This is a genomic window from Coprococcus sp. AM11-30B, from assembly GCF_027674365.1.
Classification (GTDB): Bacteria; Bacillota; Clostridia; order Lachnospirales; family Lachnospiraceae; genus Allocoprococcus; species Allocoprococcus comes.
Genome location: NZ_JAQDVB010000027.1, coordinates 31734 through 49962, shown reverse-complemented (window position 1 = coordinate 49962; position 18229 = coordinate 31734). Strand labels below are relative to the sequence as shown.

The window sequence follows — 18229 nt, the reverse complement described above, 5'->3', positions numbered from 1 at the left end:
CTGTATAAAATTTTCAATGTTCTTCAATTTAGCCTTGACTTTTTATTTGCAGGCTATTTTTACGATAATCTTTTCCCCACTAGATTTTTTTCTTCACCTTCTTAATCAACTTGTTTTTTGAAAAAAGCTCTCTCCGTTCATAAAATTGTTCATTTTTCTTATTTCCGCTTCGACTTTCTTTATGCATATTATACATAACATTCCTGCCCGTGACAAATCAATTCTTTTTCTTTATAATAGAATTTCTTAATATATAATGAACGTCCATTTTCATTAAGCAACATGAAATTATATTTTCAATAGAATTTTTACAAAAAAACCGCCGCATCAGCTTCATTCTGACACAGCGGTACTTTTTTCTTTCATAAAACTAGTGGGTAGTTCCCATAGCCTCTTTTACATCTTCTGTATTATTCACTACAGCTTCAATACAATATTCCAGAGACTTTGCGATTGTCTCAAGCGGCATACTTGCCATTCCGTTCGCCTTATCTACAACCTGATCGCAAGCATATGGTACATGGATAAATCCGGCACGGATGTTAGTGTATTTGGTTGCACACATATGCAGTACATTGTACATTACACAGTTGCATACGTAGGTTCCTGCCGTGAAAGATACATGGCATGGAAGTCCGTGAGCACGTACATTCTGAACCATTGCATTTACCGGAATTGTTGCAAAGTATCCGGTTGGACCGTCTGCCTGAAGTGGCTCATCAAGTGGCTGGTCACCTGCATTGTCCGGAATCCGGGCATCTGCAAGGTTGATTCCTACTTTTTCTACAGTGACGCAGGAACGTCCGCCTGCCTGACCTACATTGATCACTATATCCGGGTTATGTTCTTTGATTGCCGCTTCAACTGCCGGTGCACTTTTCTTGAATTCTGTAGGGATCTCTACATATACGATCTCTGCCCCCGCAATTGTTGACGGAAGAAGCTTGATTGCCTCGAATGCCGGGTTTACGCTTTCTCCTCCAAATGGATCAAATCCTGTTAATAAAACCTTCATGTTAATTTCCTCCTTTATATCTCTTAGTATAACACAGGCTCCGGGATAATAACCTTCCCCTGCTGCATAATCTGTCGGTTGTCCGTGTAGATATCCGGTTCCATACATACCAGATCAAAATGCCCTTTGGCGTTCTGAATACCTCCAAGAGCAATATTACGCCCAAGTCCTACATGGAATGTCCCATAAGCAGATTCATCTTCAATATAGCAGTTTCCAAGGCATTGTGAGCATGAATTAAGCCCGATTCCGAGTTCCCCCGCAATATAGATCCGGGAATCCTGATAATCTTCCATGTATTTTTTCAACCGAATACCGGTCGGAGTCTCTTCAATCTCCGTAATCCGTCCGCCTTTAAATAAAATCCTTGTCGGTTCCTCTGCGCGACCAATATATCCCAGAGAACCATCAAGCACCATCACACCTTCTGTCTTTGTCTCCTCGATCGGGACATAGACCTCAATACTGGAAGAAGAATATCCCTTTCCATCCTTTAGAACTCCGTTAAAAAATCCCGGATCTCTGCCCACTTTGTAGAACATCATATCCGTTCCTGCCGGAGTTGTCACACGGACTTTTTCTGAATACTTGAGATATTTGATAAATGCCTTTGCCATCAGCCGGCTCTTCTTCGTATCCATCGTCAGGAAATCGTATTCCAGAAAAGATCTTCCGTCATTGGTTGCCAGTGGCAAGGACAGAAATTTCTTGTGTCTTTGTATCGCACGCTTTGCGGCTTTCGTTGTCACCAGCGAATACTCTGTCGCCGCGATAATTGCCGTATAAGGATCAAAAACTGCTTCATTATCATCAAAAAAGATTCCCACATGGCGCCCCTTGTTCTCGACAAGCAGTGTATTCACTGACCGTGCTTTTCCGGAAGCCTCTTTTTCCATTGCTTTTGCTTCTGCAAGATATTCCTTCGATGTCACGATCAGTACTTTGTCCCACGCCCTTACTTTTACCCATTCGTGAATAATGATCCGGGCACCCCGTTCCATATTCGGTGTCATATGTCCCTCTTCTTTCTCCATACCAAAAACTAGAATAAGCTTACGAATTCTAAGGCCATTATTTTCTGCTTTTCCAGTGAAATAATGACCTTAGCTACTTATGTCTTATTTACTTTAATACTATCATATAACAGATCTGGAACACAAGCATAATAATTGCAACCAGAACCTGTTTTTTGATTACGCCCCAACGGTCCTTCATATTCAGGATCGCTACCGGCAGGATATTGAAGTTTGCTGCCATTGGTGTAAGCAGAGTTCCACAGTATCCACATGTAAGTGCGAGCATACCGATCACTACCGGATTGGCACCGTAAGCAAGTACGAATGGTGCACCGATACCAACGGTCATAACAGTGATCGCTGCAAATGCATTTCCCATGATCATAGTAAAGAGTACCATACCGATCGCATATACGATGATACCAATGTTTACATTTCCCTTCGGAACGATCTTTTCAACAAGCTGTGCGACAACATCGCCGACTCCTGCTGCTGTAAATACACCACCAAGGCATCCGAGTAACTGTGGAAGCATACTGAGTGGTCCTGTAATCCCGAGGAATCTTTCCGAATCCTTTAAGAATACTACCGGTTTATTCTGTTTTGAATCGTAAGCAATCAGTAAGATCATTGCAACAACGACACCAAGTGTGATTGCGACCATTGAACTCATGTTACTGAATAATGCAAAGAACAGGGAGCATACAGCTACGGAGAATGCCGGGATGAAAATTTTCATACCGATCTTCTTAAACTGCTGTTCTGTATGTTCTTTTGTCGGATTATCGACTTTGCCGATTTTAACCTTCTTAAAGATCGGCGGCAGGCACATGATCAGAACAAGGGCACCGGAAACTTTTGCCGGCAGCCATGTACCGAATCCACATACGATACCGAAAGAGCACCAGAAAACAGCGGTTCCGACTCTTGACGGATTCTCTTTGTCCAGAAGGTTCTTGATTCCTGCATAAATTGTGATCAGTCCAATAATGAGCCATACTACATTCAGTCCGTTGGCATTAAACGAATCACCGATCTGTATAAATTTTAAATTACTCATCTGTCTTCCTCCCTCTACTTCTTAGTATCTGCTGATTTCCCGTAATATTTCTTCATCAGTCGGTTGTCTTTCACGATAACAAAAATGCAAGAAACAGCCAGTGCGACTAATGCTACCGGGATTTCAACTGCGGCAAGGTCGATCAGTTCTACTTCATATCCAAGACCAGCAAGTGTTGTCTGTACGAGGATTCCACCTGCTCCACCTACGAACAGTACCTGGAAGAAGAACCATGTGAAGTTCTGCATTGCAACGGAAAGTCCTTTTGCCTCGTCCACGTGATCCTCATTTGCTTTGCCAAATTTGTTGGTGATCGCACCTTCTTCCATCGGAAGAAGTACCGGACGGATAAATCCGGCTACACCACCGAAACTGACATTAAATGCTCCAAACAGTGCATTCAGAATACCATATACAGCAACCAGTTTACCTGCTGTCGCACTCTTAACCTTTCTGATCAGGTTTGCGGCTGCTTCACGCAGACCGTTTCTTTCAAGAGTACCTGTAACAAGCAGAATCATGATAAAAATCGCCATACTTCTGTTCGCTACAAAGTTTGTACCGATTGTTTCCAGTAGTCCGCCCACTCCAAGTCCTCCAACAATCCCTGTTGTAATAAGGGCCAGGAAAATGATGAGGATTGAATCCAGTTTCAGCGCGAATCCAACGATTACGATCAACACGCCAAGTAATTTGATGAGTTCCATACCTAACTCCTCCTTTAGAAAAATATTAAAAAGTTATTTATTTTTTCCAGTCACTTTGACAATCATCGGACGCTGTCTTATGTAACTGGTCAAAATCTGTCCATCCTGCTCTTCCAGATGACATTCCATCACATGCACTGCTTCCATCAACATCCGGATAGTCGCCTCGTCATGTGCCACATGAGCCCTTGCACACAAATTCAGGTATTCACCCTGTGCGGTCTCATCTGCAACCTCGCTAGTATAAGCAACCGTTGTGATTCACGGAAAACGGATCGACGGATAACGATGGTTTGGATCTGCCGCGAACGGGATCCAGTAGTTGATCATTTCTTTATAATAGTTTGCCGGGAACAATTTCGGCATCCATGCATGTGCATATTTTTCAAACTGAGCACTCCATTCACGGTTCAATTCTCTCATCTCCGGATACTCGGCAATCTTGTCTGCAATCACATCTTCCATTACCTTATTGACCGGGTAATTGTCCTTGTACTCTGGATTGGTCACATACCAGAAATAACCATAAAGCAGAGATCTCGGAAGCCAGAAGCCTTTGTAAGACGGGGAGGTATAACCTGAAAACTGCTGCTCCCATTCATGACTCGGTACTCCGTGATTGTCCACGATCATATCCGGGACATACCGGTCATAAATACGGGTTAATCCCATCGCCTCGCTGTGGATCGTATCCTGCTGGAAATGTTCATAGTAGAACTCTTTTCCAAGCGAATTAAATCTTGCCACATGGAATTTCCAGGTTGGATGCTCTTTCTGCAATTCATAATGGATTGCCGCACCATCCACATTTTCCATCGGAACGATCACCAGATTCAGTTTATCCGGTAAATCTTTGTAAACATCTTCTGTCAGCAGCTTCTTGATCAGGATAAATGCTGCATTTGTCGAAGATACTTCATTTGCATGATGTCTTGCATTGATCATCTCGCCAGGAATTCTTGATATACGCTTCGTCATGGACAGATAGCCTTCGTATTCCGGTTTGATCCATACTGCATAGAGTTCACGTCCTGTATAAGATACCGCAGTCCGGAACACTTCGATTCCAGGAACCTGCTTCAATTCTTCGATGATCTCACGGTAAGTATCATATCCGATCAGTTCATGCTCATGCAGGTCAATCTCTTCAATCCGTTTCGTCTTTGGTTTTTCTTCTCTTTCCGGTGTAAGTGCTACATACTGTATCTCGCCCTGCTCACTTTCAAACAAAAGCTTCGTACCTGCTGCAACACTTTCACACTCTGCTAGTACACCCTTTGACCACAATGTTGAGTAAGTGTGTAATACATTAGATTGTACCCCATTTGTGCGGATATGGAAAGTAAAATTATCATTTTCCCATGAAATAGCACGAATCCATGCATCTGCTTCTTCCCGTTTTCTCTGTAAAAGAACCGTTTTTCCATCTTTTACAATGCATGCTTCTTCTTTTAACGGCTCGGTCAGTGTCACTTTAAATACCGGTCTGCCTTCTTTTTCATGGATCACCGGAAGGATCAGTCCCGGCGCATCCAGCATGACATCTGCTTTCTTCACACCGTAATTTTTAAAATAGTCGCTTCCGACAAAATACATATCTTCATGCAAAGCATCCAGTGAAGAGATCAGATCCTCTCTTGATCCGGTCGCATAGTCCGGTTCACTTGCGGTCACGTCCAGACGCAGGTCATGGAAGAACGGCTGCAGGTCTGCGGAAATCTTTCCGCCTGTCTTTTCCTCAATATATCGTCTGCAATCCGGAAGAACTTCCTTCTGGTAAACATCCCAGATCTCTTCCATATCGGTACGGACGGTCTGATAAAATACTTCCTGTCCGTCAATCTCTGCTTTTACATAACCGGTTGCCGGATGAACCTTTCCCATCTGCGGATATTCATCCATATATGGTCTTTCCGACCAGACTGCTTTGTAAGTATCCTCACAGCAGACCTTTTCGTCCTTGATCCCCTTGCAGAGATAAGTGATATCTTCTTCGCCTTCATAAGCTTTGAAAATGACTTTATCTCTTTCAATTCCAAGCTCTTTTACCAGAATATCTTCTACCGGATACAGTTCCTGCAGATAGCGGATCGGAAGATCATACCACTTGTCCGGAGTGTCTGCATTCAGATTGTGATAGGACGGGGTTGCACCGTTCTCATCCAGCCAGTCTGTCTGATCTTCCGGCAGGAACGGTTTGAAATAAATCTCAACCTGATCTGCCTGCGCTTCCTTCATCACCGGAAGCATCTCTTCAACGATCCAGGAATATCCCTGTTTGTATGCACAGATAACAGAGGTATCCTCAGGCTTGGCACCTAACATCTGGATTCTGTCTTCGATTTTTTCTTTTATCTTCTGGCGTACTTTTATATTTTCACTTACCGCACCGGTAATCTTTACCTTGCTTCCTTTCCTAATCTGCGGATAAACCTTTTCTTCCAGAAGTTTTTCAAAAACTTCCACTTCCCACGGAAGCTCATACACCTTCTCGTACATCTTCTGTCCGGATTTGTAATTATATATCTTTGCATCCCCGGCTTCTTTTTTCTGTGTATCATTCCAGAGCGGAGATCCGTACACTTCGTATTCTCCTGTCTGCTCTTTCTGCATCGCTTTCAAAGCTGCAAGCTGTCCATCTGCGCTGCGCAGTACAAAGTCATCCACCATATCCATCAGCAGGTCTTTCCAGCTTCTCTGACCATTGATCTGTGGAAATTCCATACAGAGGCTGGAGGTAAATGCAATTAGTTCCTCTCCGTCACCGCGAAGAGATACTTTTACACTTTCTCCTTCTTTTTCCCGTACAAGCTCTGTCTGCTCTGCTTTTTCCAGAACGAGCCGGTTGCCTGTATAAGCTGCATCTGCCGTAATATTTCCTTTATATCCGGTTGTCTCCATACCAAAACGCCATGCCAGGTTACATGCTGCAACGAGCATCGCATCATCTGCATCCTCCGGAAGTACAATCTTCACATCCAACACATCCGGAAGAAGATCCTGATTCTCGTCTTTCAGGAAATCCCCTTTCTGAAGCATCGTCTCCAGCCCTTTTTCCTTACGGAAATCCAGATCAAAGATCGGACCTGTATGCTTTGATGCTGATTCGTACTCTTCCGGCACCTCCCCTGTACTCTTTTTCCACAGGGCTTTCAGCTCTTCCATATTCTTCGGCACCGGAATCTCACCGTCCGCTGTGATCACCGGAAATGTAGCTGTCTCTGTCTGAAATCCCAGAAGCAGTGCCGCTTCAACCGCATAACGCTTCTGTTCTCCTGTCATGCCGGCTGCAAGTTTTAATTTTTCCATCTTACACCTCCAAAAGCACTGTAGTTCGTTTTCGTACTACGGTCTAAAAAGATACTGTATTCCGAACTACGTTCTGCTTTTTATATCCTTCATTCTACTAAAGTGTTCAAATAAAGTCAACCATATTATCCTTATATGGACATTTTCAATAAAATGTATGCAGAAACAAAACATTGCACTCTCCACATCCCTGTGTTACAATAGCTTCAATACTTTTAAGAAGGCAGGAACGATCAATTATGACAACGCACGGCAAACGACATGCAAAACAGGACATCATGGATGCAGCATGGAAGCTTTTCACAAAACAGGGCTATGATGAAACTACGATTTCCCAGATCATTGAGCTTTCCGGCAAATCCCGCAGCACCTTCTATCATCATTTTCGCGGAAAAGACGAGCTTCTCTTCAGCCTCGCCTATTCCTACGACAGTGACTATGATAGCTGGCTTCAGACCTGTGACCGGACGCTTCCAGCCGCCGATCTGCTGCTCGCCTTCAACCATTTTGTGCTGAATAACCTGGAGCACTCACCATATATGGATCTCTTTGCGTCCCTCTACGGTCTTCAGGTAGCTACTACCGGAACCAGACATATTTTAAACCCGGATCGCAATTATTATAAAATTCTGCGCAAGATCCTTTTCGACGGGATCAAATGTGGAGAACTAAAGTCAGACTACTCCTACGTCGAGCTCTCCCAGATGATCACCTCTGCCCAGATCGGTCTCACCTACTCCTGGTGTCTCACCCAGAGAAGCTTCTCCCTGCTTCAATACGGCGAATTCCTCCTGACACCATTTATTGAATCTTTACGCGCAAACTAACCTAACCCACCCTCAATATAAATACCCTCTCCCATATACCAGGAAACTATCTCTCTATAGTTTCCTGAATTTTTATGTTTAGCAGCCGCCAGGTCTGCGCCCAAAGTCTTGAGGGCGAATTTAGAAAAAGAATAGGTGTGAAGGCACTTATTGTGCAATGGACTTCACACCTATTCTTTTTCTAAATCCGCCACACAACCTCCCCCTCGCAGACCGTCTCTCTCCACAATCGAGTAGGCTGACTCCTACTCGATTTGTATACTTTGTACACCATCTCGCTTAACAGCTCGATGATGTACATTCGCCAAATGCAGATCCTTGTGCAAGCACAAATCTGCACTTGGCTCATCGTATACACAAAAAAGCAGGAACCAAATCACTTTGATTCCTGCTTCTCACTATTCCTGGTATTTATATAAATTAGCCATTGATCATGAAGTTAACCAGTTTATCGATGTCTTCTTTTTCGTATGCAATGATTTCCAGTTCCGGAATCTCTCCGTTAGAGAAAATATTTGCCATAGAAACATACTGAGAAAGTTTAGATTTCAGATTCAGTCTGTCGCCTTCTCCTGTTACAAGTTCTACTTTTCCTTTGCAGCTGTCTACTACTTCAAAAAACTTATCAATGTTTGTAATATTCTGTACCTTCATGATGTACACTCCTTTTCTTTTATCTCTTCCTATCTTTTACCCCCTCAATATATACAATTTTTTTTTGAAAATCAAGGGGTTTTTTTCAAATCAGCGTTTTGGGCATTGTGAACAATTTAACAGTCTGTTTTTTGTGCATAATCACAATGTCTATTTCAAAACAATACTGTCCTTACGGATCTCGATCTTACGCTCTTTATACAGATGTCCGACTGCACGCTTGAATGCATTCTTGCTCAGATCAAACTCCGCACGGATCACCTCCGCATCTGCTTTATCGTTAAACGGAAGGACTCCGCCCTTTTCTTCCAGACGCGCCAGTACCAGAAGCGCATCCTTATCCATCTGGATAAATGCTTTCTCACGGACACTTAAATTCAGCTTTCCATCCGGTTTTACTTCTGTCACTCTCGCATGGATCTTCATTCCCGGTCTTAGACTTTTCGGTGCTTCTCTCTTTGGCACAAGCGCAGAATATTTTCCGTCCACTGCAACGAAAGCCCCAAAATTATCACTCACTTCGTAAACGATTCCCTCTACCTGATCATCCTTCTGATAAGGAGAATCACTGGTCAGATACTCATATACCTTCATGGTCGCACAGAGTCTCTGGCTCTTATCAATATAAAGTCCTACCAGACATTCATCCCCCGGTTTCACCTTATAAGTCTGCTCCTTAAATGGTAGGAACAGATCCTTTTCCAGTCCCCAGTCCAGGAAGGCACCGAATTTGCCTACCTGCACTACCTTCAGGATTGCACTTTCTCCCAGTGTAAGCTTCGGTTCATTTACCGTTGCGATCAGACGGTCAGAAGAATCCTTATACAAAAACACCTCAATCGGATCGCCCGGTTCGATTCCTGCCGGAACCTGCTTCTTCGGAAGAAGAACCTTTTCTCTGTCATCTCCCAGATATACTCCGAAATCAACTACCTTTACTACCGTAAGCATCTGTTTTTTTCCTAATTCCATCTCTTATTTCTCCTTGAATTCTACTACCGCATACGGATTTCCCTCCGCATCACAAAGTTCCACTATTTTTCTCTGTTCCTCTACCGCCATCTTTGGATAAATAATATCACCCATAACTGCGGATTTTTTATATTCTACCCGGATCTGTCCGGCACGCTCACATTCCGGCACCACATCAATTGCCATCTGGATATACTGGCAGTTATTGACATGCTCGTTTGTGTCGATCTGATGACGTCTTACCGGAAAACTTTCTCCATCTTCCAGTTCTTTTGGAAGCACGATCTTACGCGGCGCAAACTCTACATCCAGTGGTGCTTCCGGCCGATAAGCCTCGACCTCTTCTTTCGCCGGTCTGCATGGTCTTCCTTTTTTCATATCCATATATACCCAGACCGAATTGGCCCAGGCTGTCATCTCGCCTGCTTCATCCTCCATCTTAAAATTACGAAGTCCGAAAAGTCCGGTAAAATCCGTTGCCCAGGTGGACACCCTGATATATTCCCCGAGCTTCGGATAACGGTTTACTACAATCTGCCATGCGGAAAGAATCCATGCCTGCCCGCTTTTTTTCAGTGATTCCACGCCATATCCGATATCCTCAGACTGAAAAGTACTACAGTCCTGAAAATAATTAACAAGCCCCGGTAATGTCAGAAGCTCCGTATGGTCTGCTTCACTGAATCGTACTCTGCTTTCAAATGTATACATCTCTTTTACCTCTGTTCTTCCACATAACTTCTGTCTAATGTGATAACACACTGATACTTTGGGTTATGATGCTGCAGTCGGTCCATCAAAGTCAGTGTCAGTTCATTCCCTTTTTCCTCAGAATACTCTCTCGGAATGACAAAATCAAAAATGAGATTGATCTGTTTTTCTCCATTCACCATGCGGAAATCATGGATACTGCATCTCGGATCCAGTGCTTCCACAGCTTTTTCTGTCTCATGTTTTGCCTGAAGTACTTCTTCATTACGAGTCTCCACCGGATCCATATGAATTGTCAGCGAGATCCCCAGTTGTTCCATTGCCTCTCTCTCAATCCGGTCAATGATCTCATGGGATACATCAATCGGGACATCATTCGGAACCTCTGCATGAATGATCGCCATACTTCTTCCCGGTCCGTAATTATGGATCACCAGATCATGGCTGCCCTCGATTCCAGCGTATTTTTCCACAAAATGCTTGATCTTCTCATAATCTTCCCATGTCGCCGGAATTCCGATCAGCGGCTCAAGCGTATCCTTCGCAATCCCAAATCCGGCCCACATAACGACCAGTGAAACACCAAGTCCGACAAAGCCATCGATATTGATCCCTGTGATCCGCCAGAATACAACCGACAGGATCGTCGCTGCTGTCGTGATCACATCTCCAAGTGCATCTGCTGCCGTCGCCATCATCACCTGGGAAGAAATCTTTTCACCAAGTTTCCGGTTAAACATCGCAAGCCACAGCTTCACACCTATGGACAACACCAGGATCAGGATCGACACCAGACTGAATTTTAACTCTTCCGGCTCCCGGATCTTCACGATCGCATTTTTGAAAAAGGTAAATCCAACTTCGATCACCAGAAAGGATACGATCAGTGCCGCTATGTATTCCAGCCTGCCATGCCCAAAAGGATGCTCCTTGTCTGCCGGTTTTTCTGCCATCTTCACTCCGATCATTCCAATGATCGAAGAACCTGCATCCGATAAGTTGTTAAATGCATCTGCAGTAACAGACACACTGTGAAGAAGGATTCCTATCACCATCTTCGCAATCGTCAGCAGAACATTACAAAAGATGCCTACTCCGCTTGCCAGCACTCCATATGCTGTACGGACAGACACCTTTTCTACATCTTTATAATCTTTTACAAATAATTTTACAAGTATATCCGTCATTAAACTTTCCTTTACCTTAGGCGAAACAAATTTTCCTGCCATCTTCGTTGAAGTATATTCTACACATTTACTCCGTCAATTGCAAGAAAAACCATTTGATTTTTACCGGTGTGCCTTTTACGATCATCGCATACTCTTCATCCGTCAGCACACTCCGCAGCTCTTCCTTCCCTTCTTTGGGAACAATTGCATGGACAGAATCCATAAAACAGAGATTCGGATAAAGAACACACCACCAGTTGTGCCCCTGTGCCTTTCCGATCTTGATCCGGAGTGCATCGTACCAGCCTGCGGGAAAGGTGATGTCTCCGTAAGTTTTGTCCGGAAATTCACACCGCACGACCTCAGCTGTTATCTGATCGTTACATCCTTCTTCCTGCAAGACTTCCCTGGCCGTCCGGATCAGTTCTTCTTTGTGGCGGATCGCCCATGCTTTCGCCTCCGCTGCATTCCCTGCATCCGAAAGATTCTCACACATATAATCTACAACAGCCTCTTTCACCTTCATCTTAAGTTCCTGGTCTTCTTTGCTGTCACTGTTGGCAAGCACATGAAAGCGGAACACCTCACCGGATAACTTTTCCTGCACTGCATTCGCCTTCGCTTCCACCTGCATTCCCCTTGCAAATGCCGCACCACACAGAATCATGATCAGTACCAGCGCCACTGCTTTTATTTTTTTCATTTTCGTATGTACCTCCTGTCTTTGATACCAGGAGTATTGACAACATATGGAAAACTATACATTTTTATCTGTGATATTCTACCTGATCTCTCCGGATAACATCCGATACTGTAGAGGCCTGATTGTCAATATGACATCCCATAAGCTCACATGCCTCTTCAACCTCTCCACCCGAAATCAGTGCGATCAGCTTATCATGTTCTTCCAGGAGCTGTGGATAACATTCCTTCTGCTTCAGGTATTCTACGCGGAACCGGTACATCTGTTCCCGCAGGTTATTCAGCAGCGTGATCAGTCTCTGGTTATTGGTTGCGGCAAAGATAATATCATGGAATTTTACATCTGCTTCAGCGATCTTCGTCACATCACCACTCTTTAAGACTTTACGGAAATCTTCAGCTGCCATCTTCATTTCTTCAACCTGCTCCGGCGTGATCCGTTCACACGCAAGCTGTACGGAAAGCTCTTCCAGTGCCTTTCTGACTTCCAGCACATCCTGCATATTCTTCTCTGTGATCTGTGCCACTTCTGCCCCTTTTCGCGGAATCATCAGAACCAGACCTTCCAGCTCCAGTTTACGGATTGCTTCACGGATCGGGGTGCGGCTTACTCCAAGCTTGTTGGCAAGCTGGATCTCCATCAGCCGTTCTCCTGGCTTCAGTTCTCCTCTTAAAATTGCCTTCCGAAGTGTATTGAACACAACATCTCTCAACGGCAGGTATTCATTCATATTTACTTCAAAATCCATATCCATTCTTATCTCCTCCTGACGTTATGCACATTTGCAAGATAAATCTGTTTTGCCAGATTCTGTGCTTTTACTTTTGTAAATGCTTCCTTCGCTGTCCTGCGATCCCTGAAAATCCCAAATACAGTCGGACCGCTTCCACTCATCATCGCCCCAAGAGCACCTGCTTCCATCATACATTCTTTGATCTGTGCAATGACCGGATATGCTTCAACCGTAACCTTTTCCAGCACATTACCCAAGGATGCTGCCACTTGCTCAAGATCCTGGTTCTTCAATCCGTCCAGGATACCATCTATATCCGGATGCTCCTTGATTTCACAGGAATCCAGCTTTTCATAAACCATCTTTGTCGATACACTGATCGGCGGCTTGGCGATCAGAATCTGACATTTCGGCATCGGAGGAAGCGGCGTCAGTTTTTCCCCGATTCCTTCTGCTAGTACCGTTCCGCGCATAATGCAGTAAGGAACATCCGCCCCAAGCTTCACGCCTCTTTCCATCAGCTCATTTTGAGAAAGTCCCAACCGGAACATCTGGTTCATTCCGTAAAGCACTGCCGCAGCATTGGAACTTCCGCCTGCCATTCCCGCTGCAACCGGTATATGCTTGTCCAGATGGATTCTGATCCCGTCTTTGATATCAAATTCATCGATCAGAAGCTTTGCCGCTTTCCATGCAATATTGTCCTCATCATTCGGCAGATAAAAAAGATTTGAATCGATCTCGATACCTGGGGCCGACTTCTTTTGCAGCGTCACATTATCGTACAGATACAGCGTCTGCATGACCATGCGCACATCGTGATAACCATTCTCCCGCCGCCCCAGCACATCAAGTCCAAGATTGATCTTCCCAAGTGCTTTTAACTCCAGTTTATCCATGCGTGTATCTCCTTATTGTATTTTTTCGACCTTTTTTTGTATCTTGTATACATCATTTCATTACTATAGTATACTCAAACTCTCCCGAAAAATCAATATTTTATCACCCGTTTTCAATTCTTTTGATAATAATTCATTATTAAGCAGAATGCTTTCTTCTGTGGTCGAATATTTCTTTGCCAGGCTCCACAGATCATCTCCGTCTTTTACGATATATCCCACAATTCCCGGCTGGTTCATCCGCTCTTCTTTTTCATAATCCACAAGTGCAGCCTCTGTCACCATCTGTATTTTTTCCGCTTTTCGCATGAAGCTCCTGAACGCCACGACCGCTTTGATCTCTACTTCATCATTTCCGGCAAGATCTACCGCAAGCTGCTCCACTGCATATGTGACGTCATATTTCATATCGCTGCTTCCTTCCCGGCATTCAAGCATTGCCGAGAACGGAACCATCCCCTTCCACACACCAAATGGTACTTCATCATTTGCCTTTACATACAGAAAGCTGACATTTAAAATCCCCTCTGCCAGAATTCCTCCATCCTGCACTTCCATTTTTTCTATCTGCAGGTCTGCGCTGCTGTGGCACACCTGAAGGATCTCATCTTTCAGCTCCGGCAGACTTAATCGTTCTGTGATCTTACTTTTTGAATGATTCTGCATCAGAAGCTCCTCAACAACAACTTCTTCTGTCTCCAAAACACATTTTTTATCAAGGGAATACGCATCCTCTAAAAGCTCCAGCTTTTCTTCCCCATAGACAAAAAGACGAACCTGAAGTGCCGCTTCAATGCCAAGCGCACGCATCTCACCGTCCTCATCCATCCGCACTTCCACACTGATATCATCCAGCCGGTCATAGACATGATGATACATACCTTCTTCTGCGCCGGCACACTCGATCCGCCCCTCATAAGGAACCGTCTGCTCCACCCAGTCTGTCTTGCCCTCCTGAGATTCATAGAGAACAAAGATCTGTAATTCTCCATTTATCAGCATAGCATCCTGCACAAGTCTGGTATCCATTTTCCGGGAGCTTACCTCTGTCCACAAGAGCGTTCCGATATTCTCTTTGGTCCCCGGTATCTTAATCTCCTCTTTGATCCTGTAAATGTCTCTCTTCGCGGTAAACAGCTGCAGCAGCTCCACCGGACATTTTTTCAGATAGATTCCCTCTTCCCCATCCACATCAAGTGTCACCTGTTTTTCTGTGATCTGCTCTGTATGTACCGTCATTTCCGCAAGCGCTTTTACCGCAAGCTTTCTCGAATGGATCAGTGATACCCCGCATTCCACCCGCTGAACTTGCACAATGTCTTCGCCTTCTCCGTTCTCTTCCTCCATGTAGACCATTTCCTCAAACGGAATCATTCCCTCCAAAGCTCCGGGACGCGGATCTCCCGAATCTGTCACATACAAAACTTTAAAATTCAGTTTTCCCGTCACACGGAGATAATTTTCCACTCTTCTTGTCTCTTCAATCCGCAGACTTCCCTCACCGGAAAGCACTCTTCCCACGTCACTTTTCGCATCTGGTACATTATAATCCCCACCGATCATAAACTGATCCGTCACTGTTTTGCCCATCTGATTCATGCGTACCTGTTTTCTTATCAGTTCCATAGTCAGCCTCCTACTCAAATATCACCGGTTTTTCGCTTTTTGCCATTTCCAGGACAACATATGGGTATTGGGAAAATCCATCTTCCCGCATACAGATATTTCCCATCTCCTCCCCATCTTTTTCTGTCTCGTCACTTCCCGGTCCCAGAAGTGTTGTCTGTACACAGATCACATCTTTTTCTTCCGTACAGCCATCAACCCGGATCGCATATCCCTCCATTTCCTGTCTCCCATACCCCTGTCCGACATACAGCCGGTCTCCTTGCACATACATGATCTGAAATGGGGTTTCTTCCATCTCGGCAATGCGTTCGGTCATTTCCGCCGGAACTTTTTTCTCATCCACAATGGAATATTCCAGCATTTTTCCACCCGCTTCCTCTTTTTCCATGACCTGACAGCCGCCAAGGAAAATCAGCATCCAGATCACCCCTGTCACACGGCATTTTATTCTCATAATTATTCACAAACTTTTCCATTTTTTTGTCTCTTTATTATCATATTATCTTCCTTGTATTTTCATGCCTCGAATAGTATAATCGAAGAAAAGTATGTTACTTTATACAATGAAAGAGAGGATTTTGGGGTAATGATACGATTTATCTGTATCGCAGTCTTTTTAATTCTTTACCTGATCCTGTCCATTCCGGTTTTTCTGGTGGAATGGATCATTGGTAAATTCAATCGCAGAGCCAAAGATATCAGTTCTCTGCGCATCGTTCAGTGGGGCTTTAAAGTGATTCTTAAGATGACCGGTGTCACGACAACCGTGATCGGTGAAGAAAATGTTCCGGATGAACCGGTACTCTTTATCGGCAACCACCGCAGTTATTTTGATATTCTCCTTACTTACAGCCGGTGCAGGCGTCTGACCGGTTATGTTGCCAAAAAAGAAATGGAAAAGATTCCGCTTCTTTCCACATGGATGAAGAATCTGTACTGTCTCTTCCTTGACAGAGACAATATGAGAGAAGGTCTGAAGACGATCCTTCAGGCAATTGATTATGTAAAAAATGGCATTTCCATCTGCATTTTCCCGGAAGGAACCCGCAACAATGGCGAAGAGCTTTCTATGCTTCCATTCCGTGACGGTGCACTTAAAATTGCCGAAAAGACCGGGTGTGCGATCATTCCGATCAGCATGAACAATACTGCTGACATTTTTGAAGCACATTTCCCACGTGTAAAAAAAGTACATGTCGTCATCGAATACGGCAAACCAATCTATCCAAAAGAACTGGATAAAGAGACAAGAAAACATCTTGGAATCTATTGTCATGATCTTATTCAGGACACAATTAAGAAAAACGCCAGTCTGATCTAAACCTATAACAGAAAAGAGGTACGATTATGCATTCTAAAAATTTAACATTACTTACAGACTTATACGAACTGACTATGATGCAGGGTTATTACGATAAGCAGGACAATCCTACCGTAATTTTTGATGTATTTTACCGTTCCAACCCATTTTCTTCCGGTTATGCAATCGCAGCCGGACTTGAACAGGTTATTGAGTACGTGAAAAATCTGAACTTCAGCTATGATGATGTGGATTACCTTCGCAGTCTCCACATTTTTTCTGAAGATTTTCTTCAGTATCTGAGCGGCTATCACTTTACCGGAAGCATTTACGCAATTCCGGAAGGAAGCCTGATCTTCCCAAAGGAGCCGATCCTCAAAGTCGTTGCCCCGATCATGGAAGCTCAGCTTGTGGAAACCGCAATCCTGAACATTCTGAACCACCAGTGTCTGATCGCGACCAAGTCTTCCCGTATCGTATACGCTGCCGGTAATACCGGTGTTATGGAATTCGGGCTTCGCCGTGCCCAAGGACCGGATGCCGGATTATACGGCGCACGTGCTGCCGTGATCGCCGGCTGCGTGGGAACCTCCTGCGTACTTACCGGCAAGCTTTTTGACGTTCCGGTTATGGGAACCCATGCACACAGCTGGATCATGAGTTTCCCGGATGAATATACCGCATTTAAAGCCTATGCAGATCTTTATCCTGAAGGATGTACCCTTCTTGTCGATACTTACGACACCTTAAAATCCGGTGTGCCGAATGCGATCCGTGTCTTCCAGGAGATGAAAGATGCCGGCATCAGCCCGAGAAAGCTTGGTATCCGTCTTGACAGCGGCGATCTTGCCTACCTGTCCAAAAAAGCACGTAAAATGCTGGATGAGGCCGGCTTTGAAGAAGCAACGATCTGCGCATCCAACGACCTTGATGAATATCTGATCCACGACCTCAAGATGCAGGGCGCAGCGATCGATTCATGGGGTGTCGGAACCAATCTGATCACCTCCAAAGACTGTCCTTCATTCGGTGGTGTATATAAGCTCGCTGCCATCCAGAATAAGAATGGTGAGTTCGAACCTAAAATCAAACTTTCTGAGAACACAGAAAAGATCACCAATCCGGGCAACAAGACGGTTTACCGTATTTACGAAAAAGAAACCGGCAAGATGAAAGCTGATTATATCTGCTTTGTAGACGAAGAAATCAATCCGGAGGAAGATCTTCTCCTCTTTGATCCAAGCGAGACATGGAAAAAGACAAAGATGAAAGCCGGAACCTATACCGTCCGCGAAATGATGCAGCCAATCTTCATCAACGGTGAATGTGTCTACACTTCCCCGTCTGTCAAAGAGATTGCCGCTTACTGCCGTCAGGAAAAAGATACCCTGTGGGATGAATCCAAACGACTCTTCAATCCTCACCAGATGTATATCGATCTGTCTCCAAGACTTTATGAAGTAAAGAAACAGCTTCTTGACCGCATGAGTGCTGATGACTAGGTTACAATTTGAAAAGAGGTATT

Annotated in this window: 18 protein-coding genes; 3 read left to right on the top strand and 15 right to left on the bottom strand. The window is 44.4% G+C overall.

From position 1 onward, the window contains the following. Nucleotides 1–370 precede the first annotated feature (370 nt). From pcp to PGU50_RS15510, 6 genes are all read right to left on the bottom strand, one after another. Nucleotides 371–1015: a pyroglutamyl-peptidase I gene (gene pcp, locus PGU50_RS15535; protein WP_270247364.1), complete on the bottom strand. Its 645-nt coding sequence runs from the start codon at nucleotides 1013–1015 to the stop codon at nucleotides 371–373. A gap of 23 nt (nucleotides 1016–1038) precedes the next feature. Further along, nucleotides 1039–2028: a peptidase gene (locus PGU50_RS15530; RefSeq protein WP_243002857.1), complete on the bottom strand. Its 990-nt coding sequence runs from the start codon at nucleotides 2026–2028 to the stop codon at nucleotides 1039–1041. A 109-nt stretch (nucleotides 2029–2137) separates the two neighbouring features. Continuing rightward, on the bottom strand, nucleotides 2138–3091 hold the full coding sequence (locus PGU50_RS15525; RefSeq protein ID WP_117824486.1) for a DUF979 domain-containing protein: 954 nt from the start codon (nucleotides 3089–3091) through the stop codon (nucleotides 2138–2140). Nucleotides 3092–3105: 14 nt separating this feature from the next. Then, nucleotides 3106–3798 carry a 5-oxoproline transporter, DUF969 family subunit gene (locus PGU50_RS15520; protein ID WP_117824487.1) on the bottom strand — a complete coding sequence of 231 codons (693 nt, stop codon included), beginning with the start codon at nucleotides 3796–3798 and terminating at the stop codon, nucleotides 3106–3108. A 33-nt stretch (nucleotides 3799–3831) separates the two neighbouring features. Next, nucleotides 3832–3978: a hypothetical protein gene (locus tag PGU50_RS15515; protein ID WP_270247362.1), complete on the bottom strand. Its 147-nt coding sequence runs from the start codon at nucleotides 3976–3978 to the stop codon at nucleotides 3832–3834. Between the two features lie 81 nt (nucleotides 3979–4059). Then, nucleotides 4060–7107: a M14 family metallopeptidase gene (locus tag PGU50_RS15510; protein WP_270247360.1), complete on the bottom strand. Its 3048-nt coding sequence runs from the start codon at nucleotides 7105–7107 to the stop codon at nucleotides 4060–4062. A 239-nt stretch (nucleotides 7108–7346) separates the two neighbouring features. Between PGU50_RS15510 and PGU50_RS15505 the strand changes: the two genes are divergently transcribed. Beyond that, the gene (locus tag PGU50_RS15505) at nucleotides 7347–7934 is read left to right on the top strand and encodes a TetR/AcrR family transcriptional regulator (RefSeq protein WP_270247358.1); all 588 of its coding nucleotides are present in this window, start codon (nucleotides 7347–7349) and stop codon (nucleotides 7932–7934) included. 420 nt (nucleotides 7935–8354) lie between these two features. On the opposite strand, the gene PGU50_RS15500 is transcribed toward PGU50_RS15505, so the two are convergent. The 9 genes from PGU50_RS15500 to PGU50_RS15460 form a co-directional block, all read right to left on the bottom strand. After that, entirely contained in the window at nucleotides 8355–8588 is a 234-nt protein-coding gene (locus tag PGU50_RS15500) for a hypothetical protein (protein ID WP_008368971.1), read from the bottom strand. A 150-nt stretch (nucleotides 8589–8738) separates the two neighbouring features. After that, entirely contained in the window at nucleotides 8739–9560 is an 822-nt protein-coding gene (locus tag PGU50_RS15495) for a CvfB family protein (protein ID WP_117835151.1), read from the bottom strand. A gap of 3 nt (nucleotides 9561–9563) precedes the next feature. Then, nucleotides 9564–10271, bottom strand: coding sequence for an acyl-[acyl-carrier-protein] thioesterase (locus PGU50_RS15490; protein WP_117824490.1), 708 nt, complete (start codon nucleotides 10269–10271; stop codon nucleotides 9564–9566). Nucleotides 10272–10276: 5 nt separating this feature from the next. Next, nucleotides 10277–11458 carry a cation diffusion facilitator family transporter gene (locus PGU50_RS15485; RefSeq protein ID WP_022221113.1) on the bottom strand — a complete coding sequence of 394 codons (1182 nt, stop codon included), beginning with the start codon at nucleotides 11456–11458 and terminating at the stop codon, nucleotides 10277–10279. A gap of 67 nt (nucleotides 11459–11525) precedes the next feature. Next, the gene (gene spoIIR / locus PGU50_RS15480) at nucleotides 11526–12143 is read right to left on the bottom strand and encodes a stage II sporulation protein R (protein ID WP_173692356.1); all 618 of its coding nucleotides are present in this window, start codon (nucleotides 12141–12143) and stop codon (nucleotides 11526–11528) included. Between the two features lie 64 nt (nucleotides 12144–12207). Next, on the bottom strand, nucleotides 12208–12897 hold the full coding sequence (locus tag PGU50_RS15475; protein WP_008368980.1) for a GntR family transcriptional regulator: 690 nt from the start codon (nucleotides 12895–12897) through the stop codon (nucleotides 12208–12210). Nucleotides 12898–12899: 2 nt separating this feature from the next. Beyond that, nucleotides 12900–13775 (bottom strand): 4-(cytidine 5'-diphospho)-2-C-methyl-D-erythritol kinase, encoded by an 876-nt coding sequence (ispE, locus tag PGU50_RS15470; protein ID WP_055157920.1) that lies wholly within the window; start codon nucleotides 13773–13775, stop codon nucleotides 12900–12902. 63 nt (nucleotides 13776–13838) lie between these two features. Then, entirely contained in the window at nucleotides 13839–15401 is a 1563-nt protein-coding gene (locus PGU50_RS15465; protein WP_055157918.1) for a DUF3794 and LysM peptidoglycan-binding domain-containing protein, read from the bottom strand. A gap of 10 nt (nucleotides 15402–15411) precedes the next feature. After that, nucleotides 15412–15858: a protease complex subunit PrcB family protein gene (locus tag PGU50_RS15460; protein ID WP_270247357.1), complete on the bottom strand. Its 447-nt coding sequence runs from the start codon at nucleotides 15856–15858 to the stop codon at nucleotides 15412–15414. Nucleotides 15859–15990: 132 nt separating this feature from the next. On the opposite strand from PGU50_RS15460, the gene PGU50_RS15455 reads away from it, so the two are divergent. Both PGU50_RS15455 and PGU50_RS15450 read left to right on the top strand, forming a co-directional pair. Further along, nucleotides 15991–16725 carry a lysophospholipid acyltransferase family protein gene (locus tag PGU50_RS15455; protein WP_022221115.1) on the top strand — a complete coding sequence of 245 codons (735 nt, stop codon included), beginning with the start codon at nucleotides 15991–15993 and terminating at the stop codon, nucleotides 16723–16725. Between the two features lie 26 nt (nucleotides 16726–16751). Further along, nucleotides 16752–18206, top strand: a complete 1455-nt coding sequence (locus PGU50_RS15450; RefSeq protein ID WP_270247356.1) for a nicotinate phosphoribosyltransferase — start codon at nucleotides 16752–16754, stop codon at nucleotides 18204–18206. Nucleotides 18207–18229: the final 23 nt, after the last annotated feature.

Coding starts and splice junctions, on each gene's coding strand:
- pcp (WP_270247364.1), bottom strand. CDS start 1,015: ATGAAGGTTTTATTAACAGGATTTGATCCATTTGGAGGAGAAAGCGTA.
- PGU50_RS15530 (WP_243002857.1), bottom strand. CDS start 2,028: ATGACACCGAATATGGAACGGGGTGCCCGGATCATTATTCACGAATGG.
- PGU50_RS15525 (WP_117824486.1), bottom strand. CDS start 3,091: ATGAGTAATTTAAAATTTATACAGATCGGTGATTCGTTTAATGCCAAC.
- PGU50_RS15520 (WP_117824487.1), bottom strand. CDS start 3,798: ATGGAACTCATCAAATTACTTGGCGTGTTGATCGTAATCGTTGGATTC.
- PGU50_RS15510 (WP_270247360.1), bottom strand. CDS start 7,107: ATGGAAAAATTAAAACTTGCAGCCGGCATGACAGGAGAACAGAAGCGT.
- PGU50_RS15505 (WP_270247358.1), top strand. CDS start 7,347: ATGACAACGCACGGCAAACGACATGCAAAACAGGACATCATGGATGCA.
- PGU50_RS15500 (WP_008368971.1), bottom strand. CDS start 8,588: ATGAAGGTACAGAATATTACAAACATTGATAAGTTTTTTGAAGTAGTA.
- PGU50_RS15495 (WP_117835151.1), bottom strand. CDS start 9,560: ATGGAATTAGGAAAAAAACAGATGCTTACGGTAGTAAAGGTAGTTGAT.
- PGU50_RS15490 (WP_117824490.1), bottom strand. CDS start 10,271: ATGTATACATTTGAAAGCAGAGTACGATTCAGTGAAGCAGACCATACG.
- PGU50_RS15485 (WP_022221113.1), bottom strand. CDS start 11,458: ATGACGGATATACTTGTAAAATTATTTGTAAAAGATTATAAAGATGTA.
- spoIIR (WP_173692356.1), bottom strand. CDS start 12,143: ATGAAAAAAATAAAAGCAGTGGCGCTGGTACTGATCATGATTCTGTGT.
- PGU50_RS15475 (WP_008368980.1), bottom strand. CDS start 12,897: ATGGATATGGATTTTGAAGTAAATATGAATGAATACCTGCCGTTGAGA.
- ispE (WP_055157920.1), bottom strand. CDS start 13,775: ATGGATAAACTGGAGTTAAAAGCACTTGGGAAGATCAATCTTGGACTT.
- PGU50_RS15465 (WP_055157918.1), bottom strand. CDS start 15,401: ATGGAACTGATAAGAAAACAGGTACGCATGAATCAGATGGGCAAAACA.
- PGU50_RS15460 (WP_270247357.1), bottom strand. CDS start 15,858: ATGAGAATAAAATGCCGTGTGACAGGGGTGATCTGGATGCTGATTTTC.
- PGU50_RS15455 (WP_022221115.1), top strand. CDS start 15,991: ATGATACGATTTATCTGTATCGCAGTCTTTTTAATTCTTTACCTGATC.
- PGU50_RS15450 (WP_270247356.1), top strand. CDS start 16,752: ATGCATTCTAAAAATTTAACATTACTTACAGACTTATACGAACTGACT.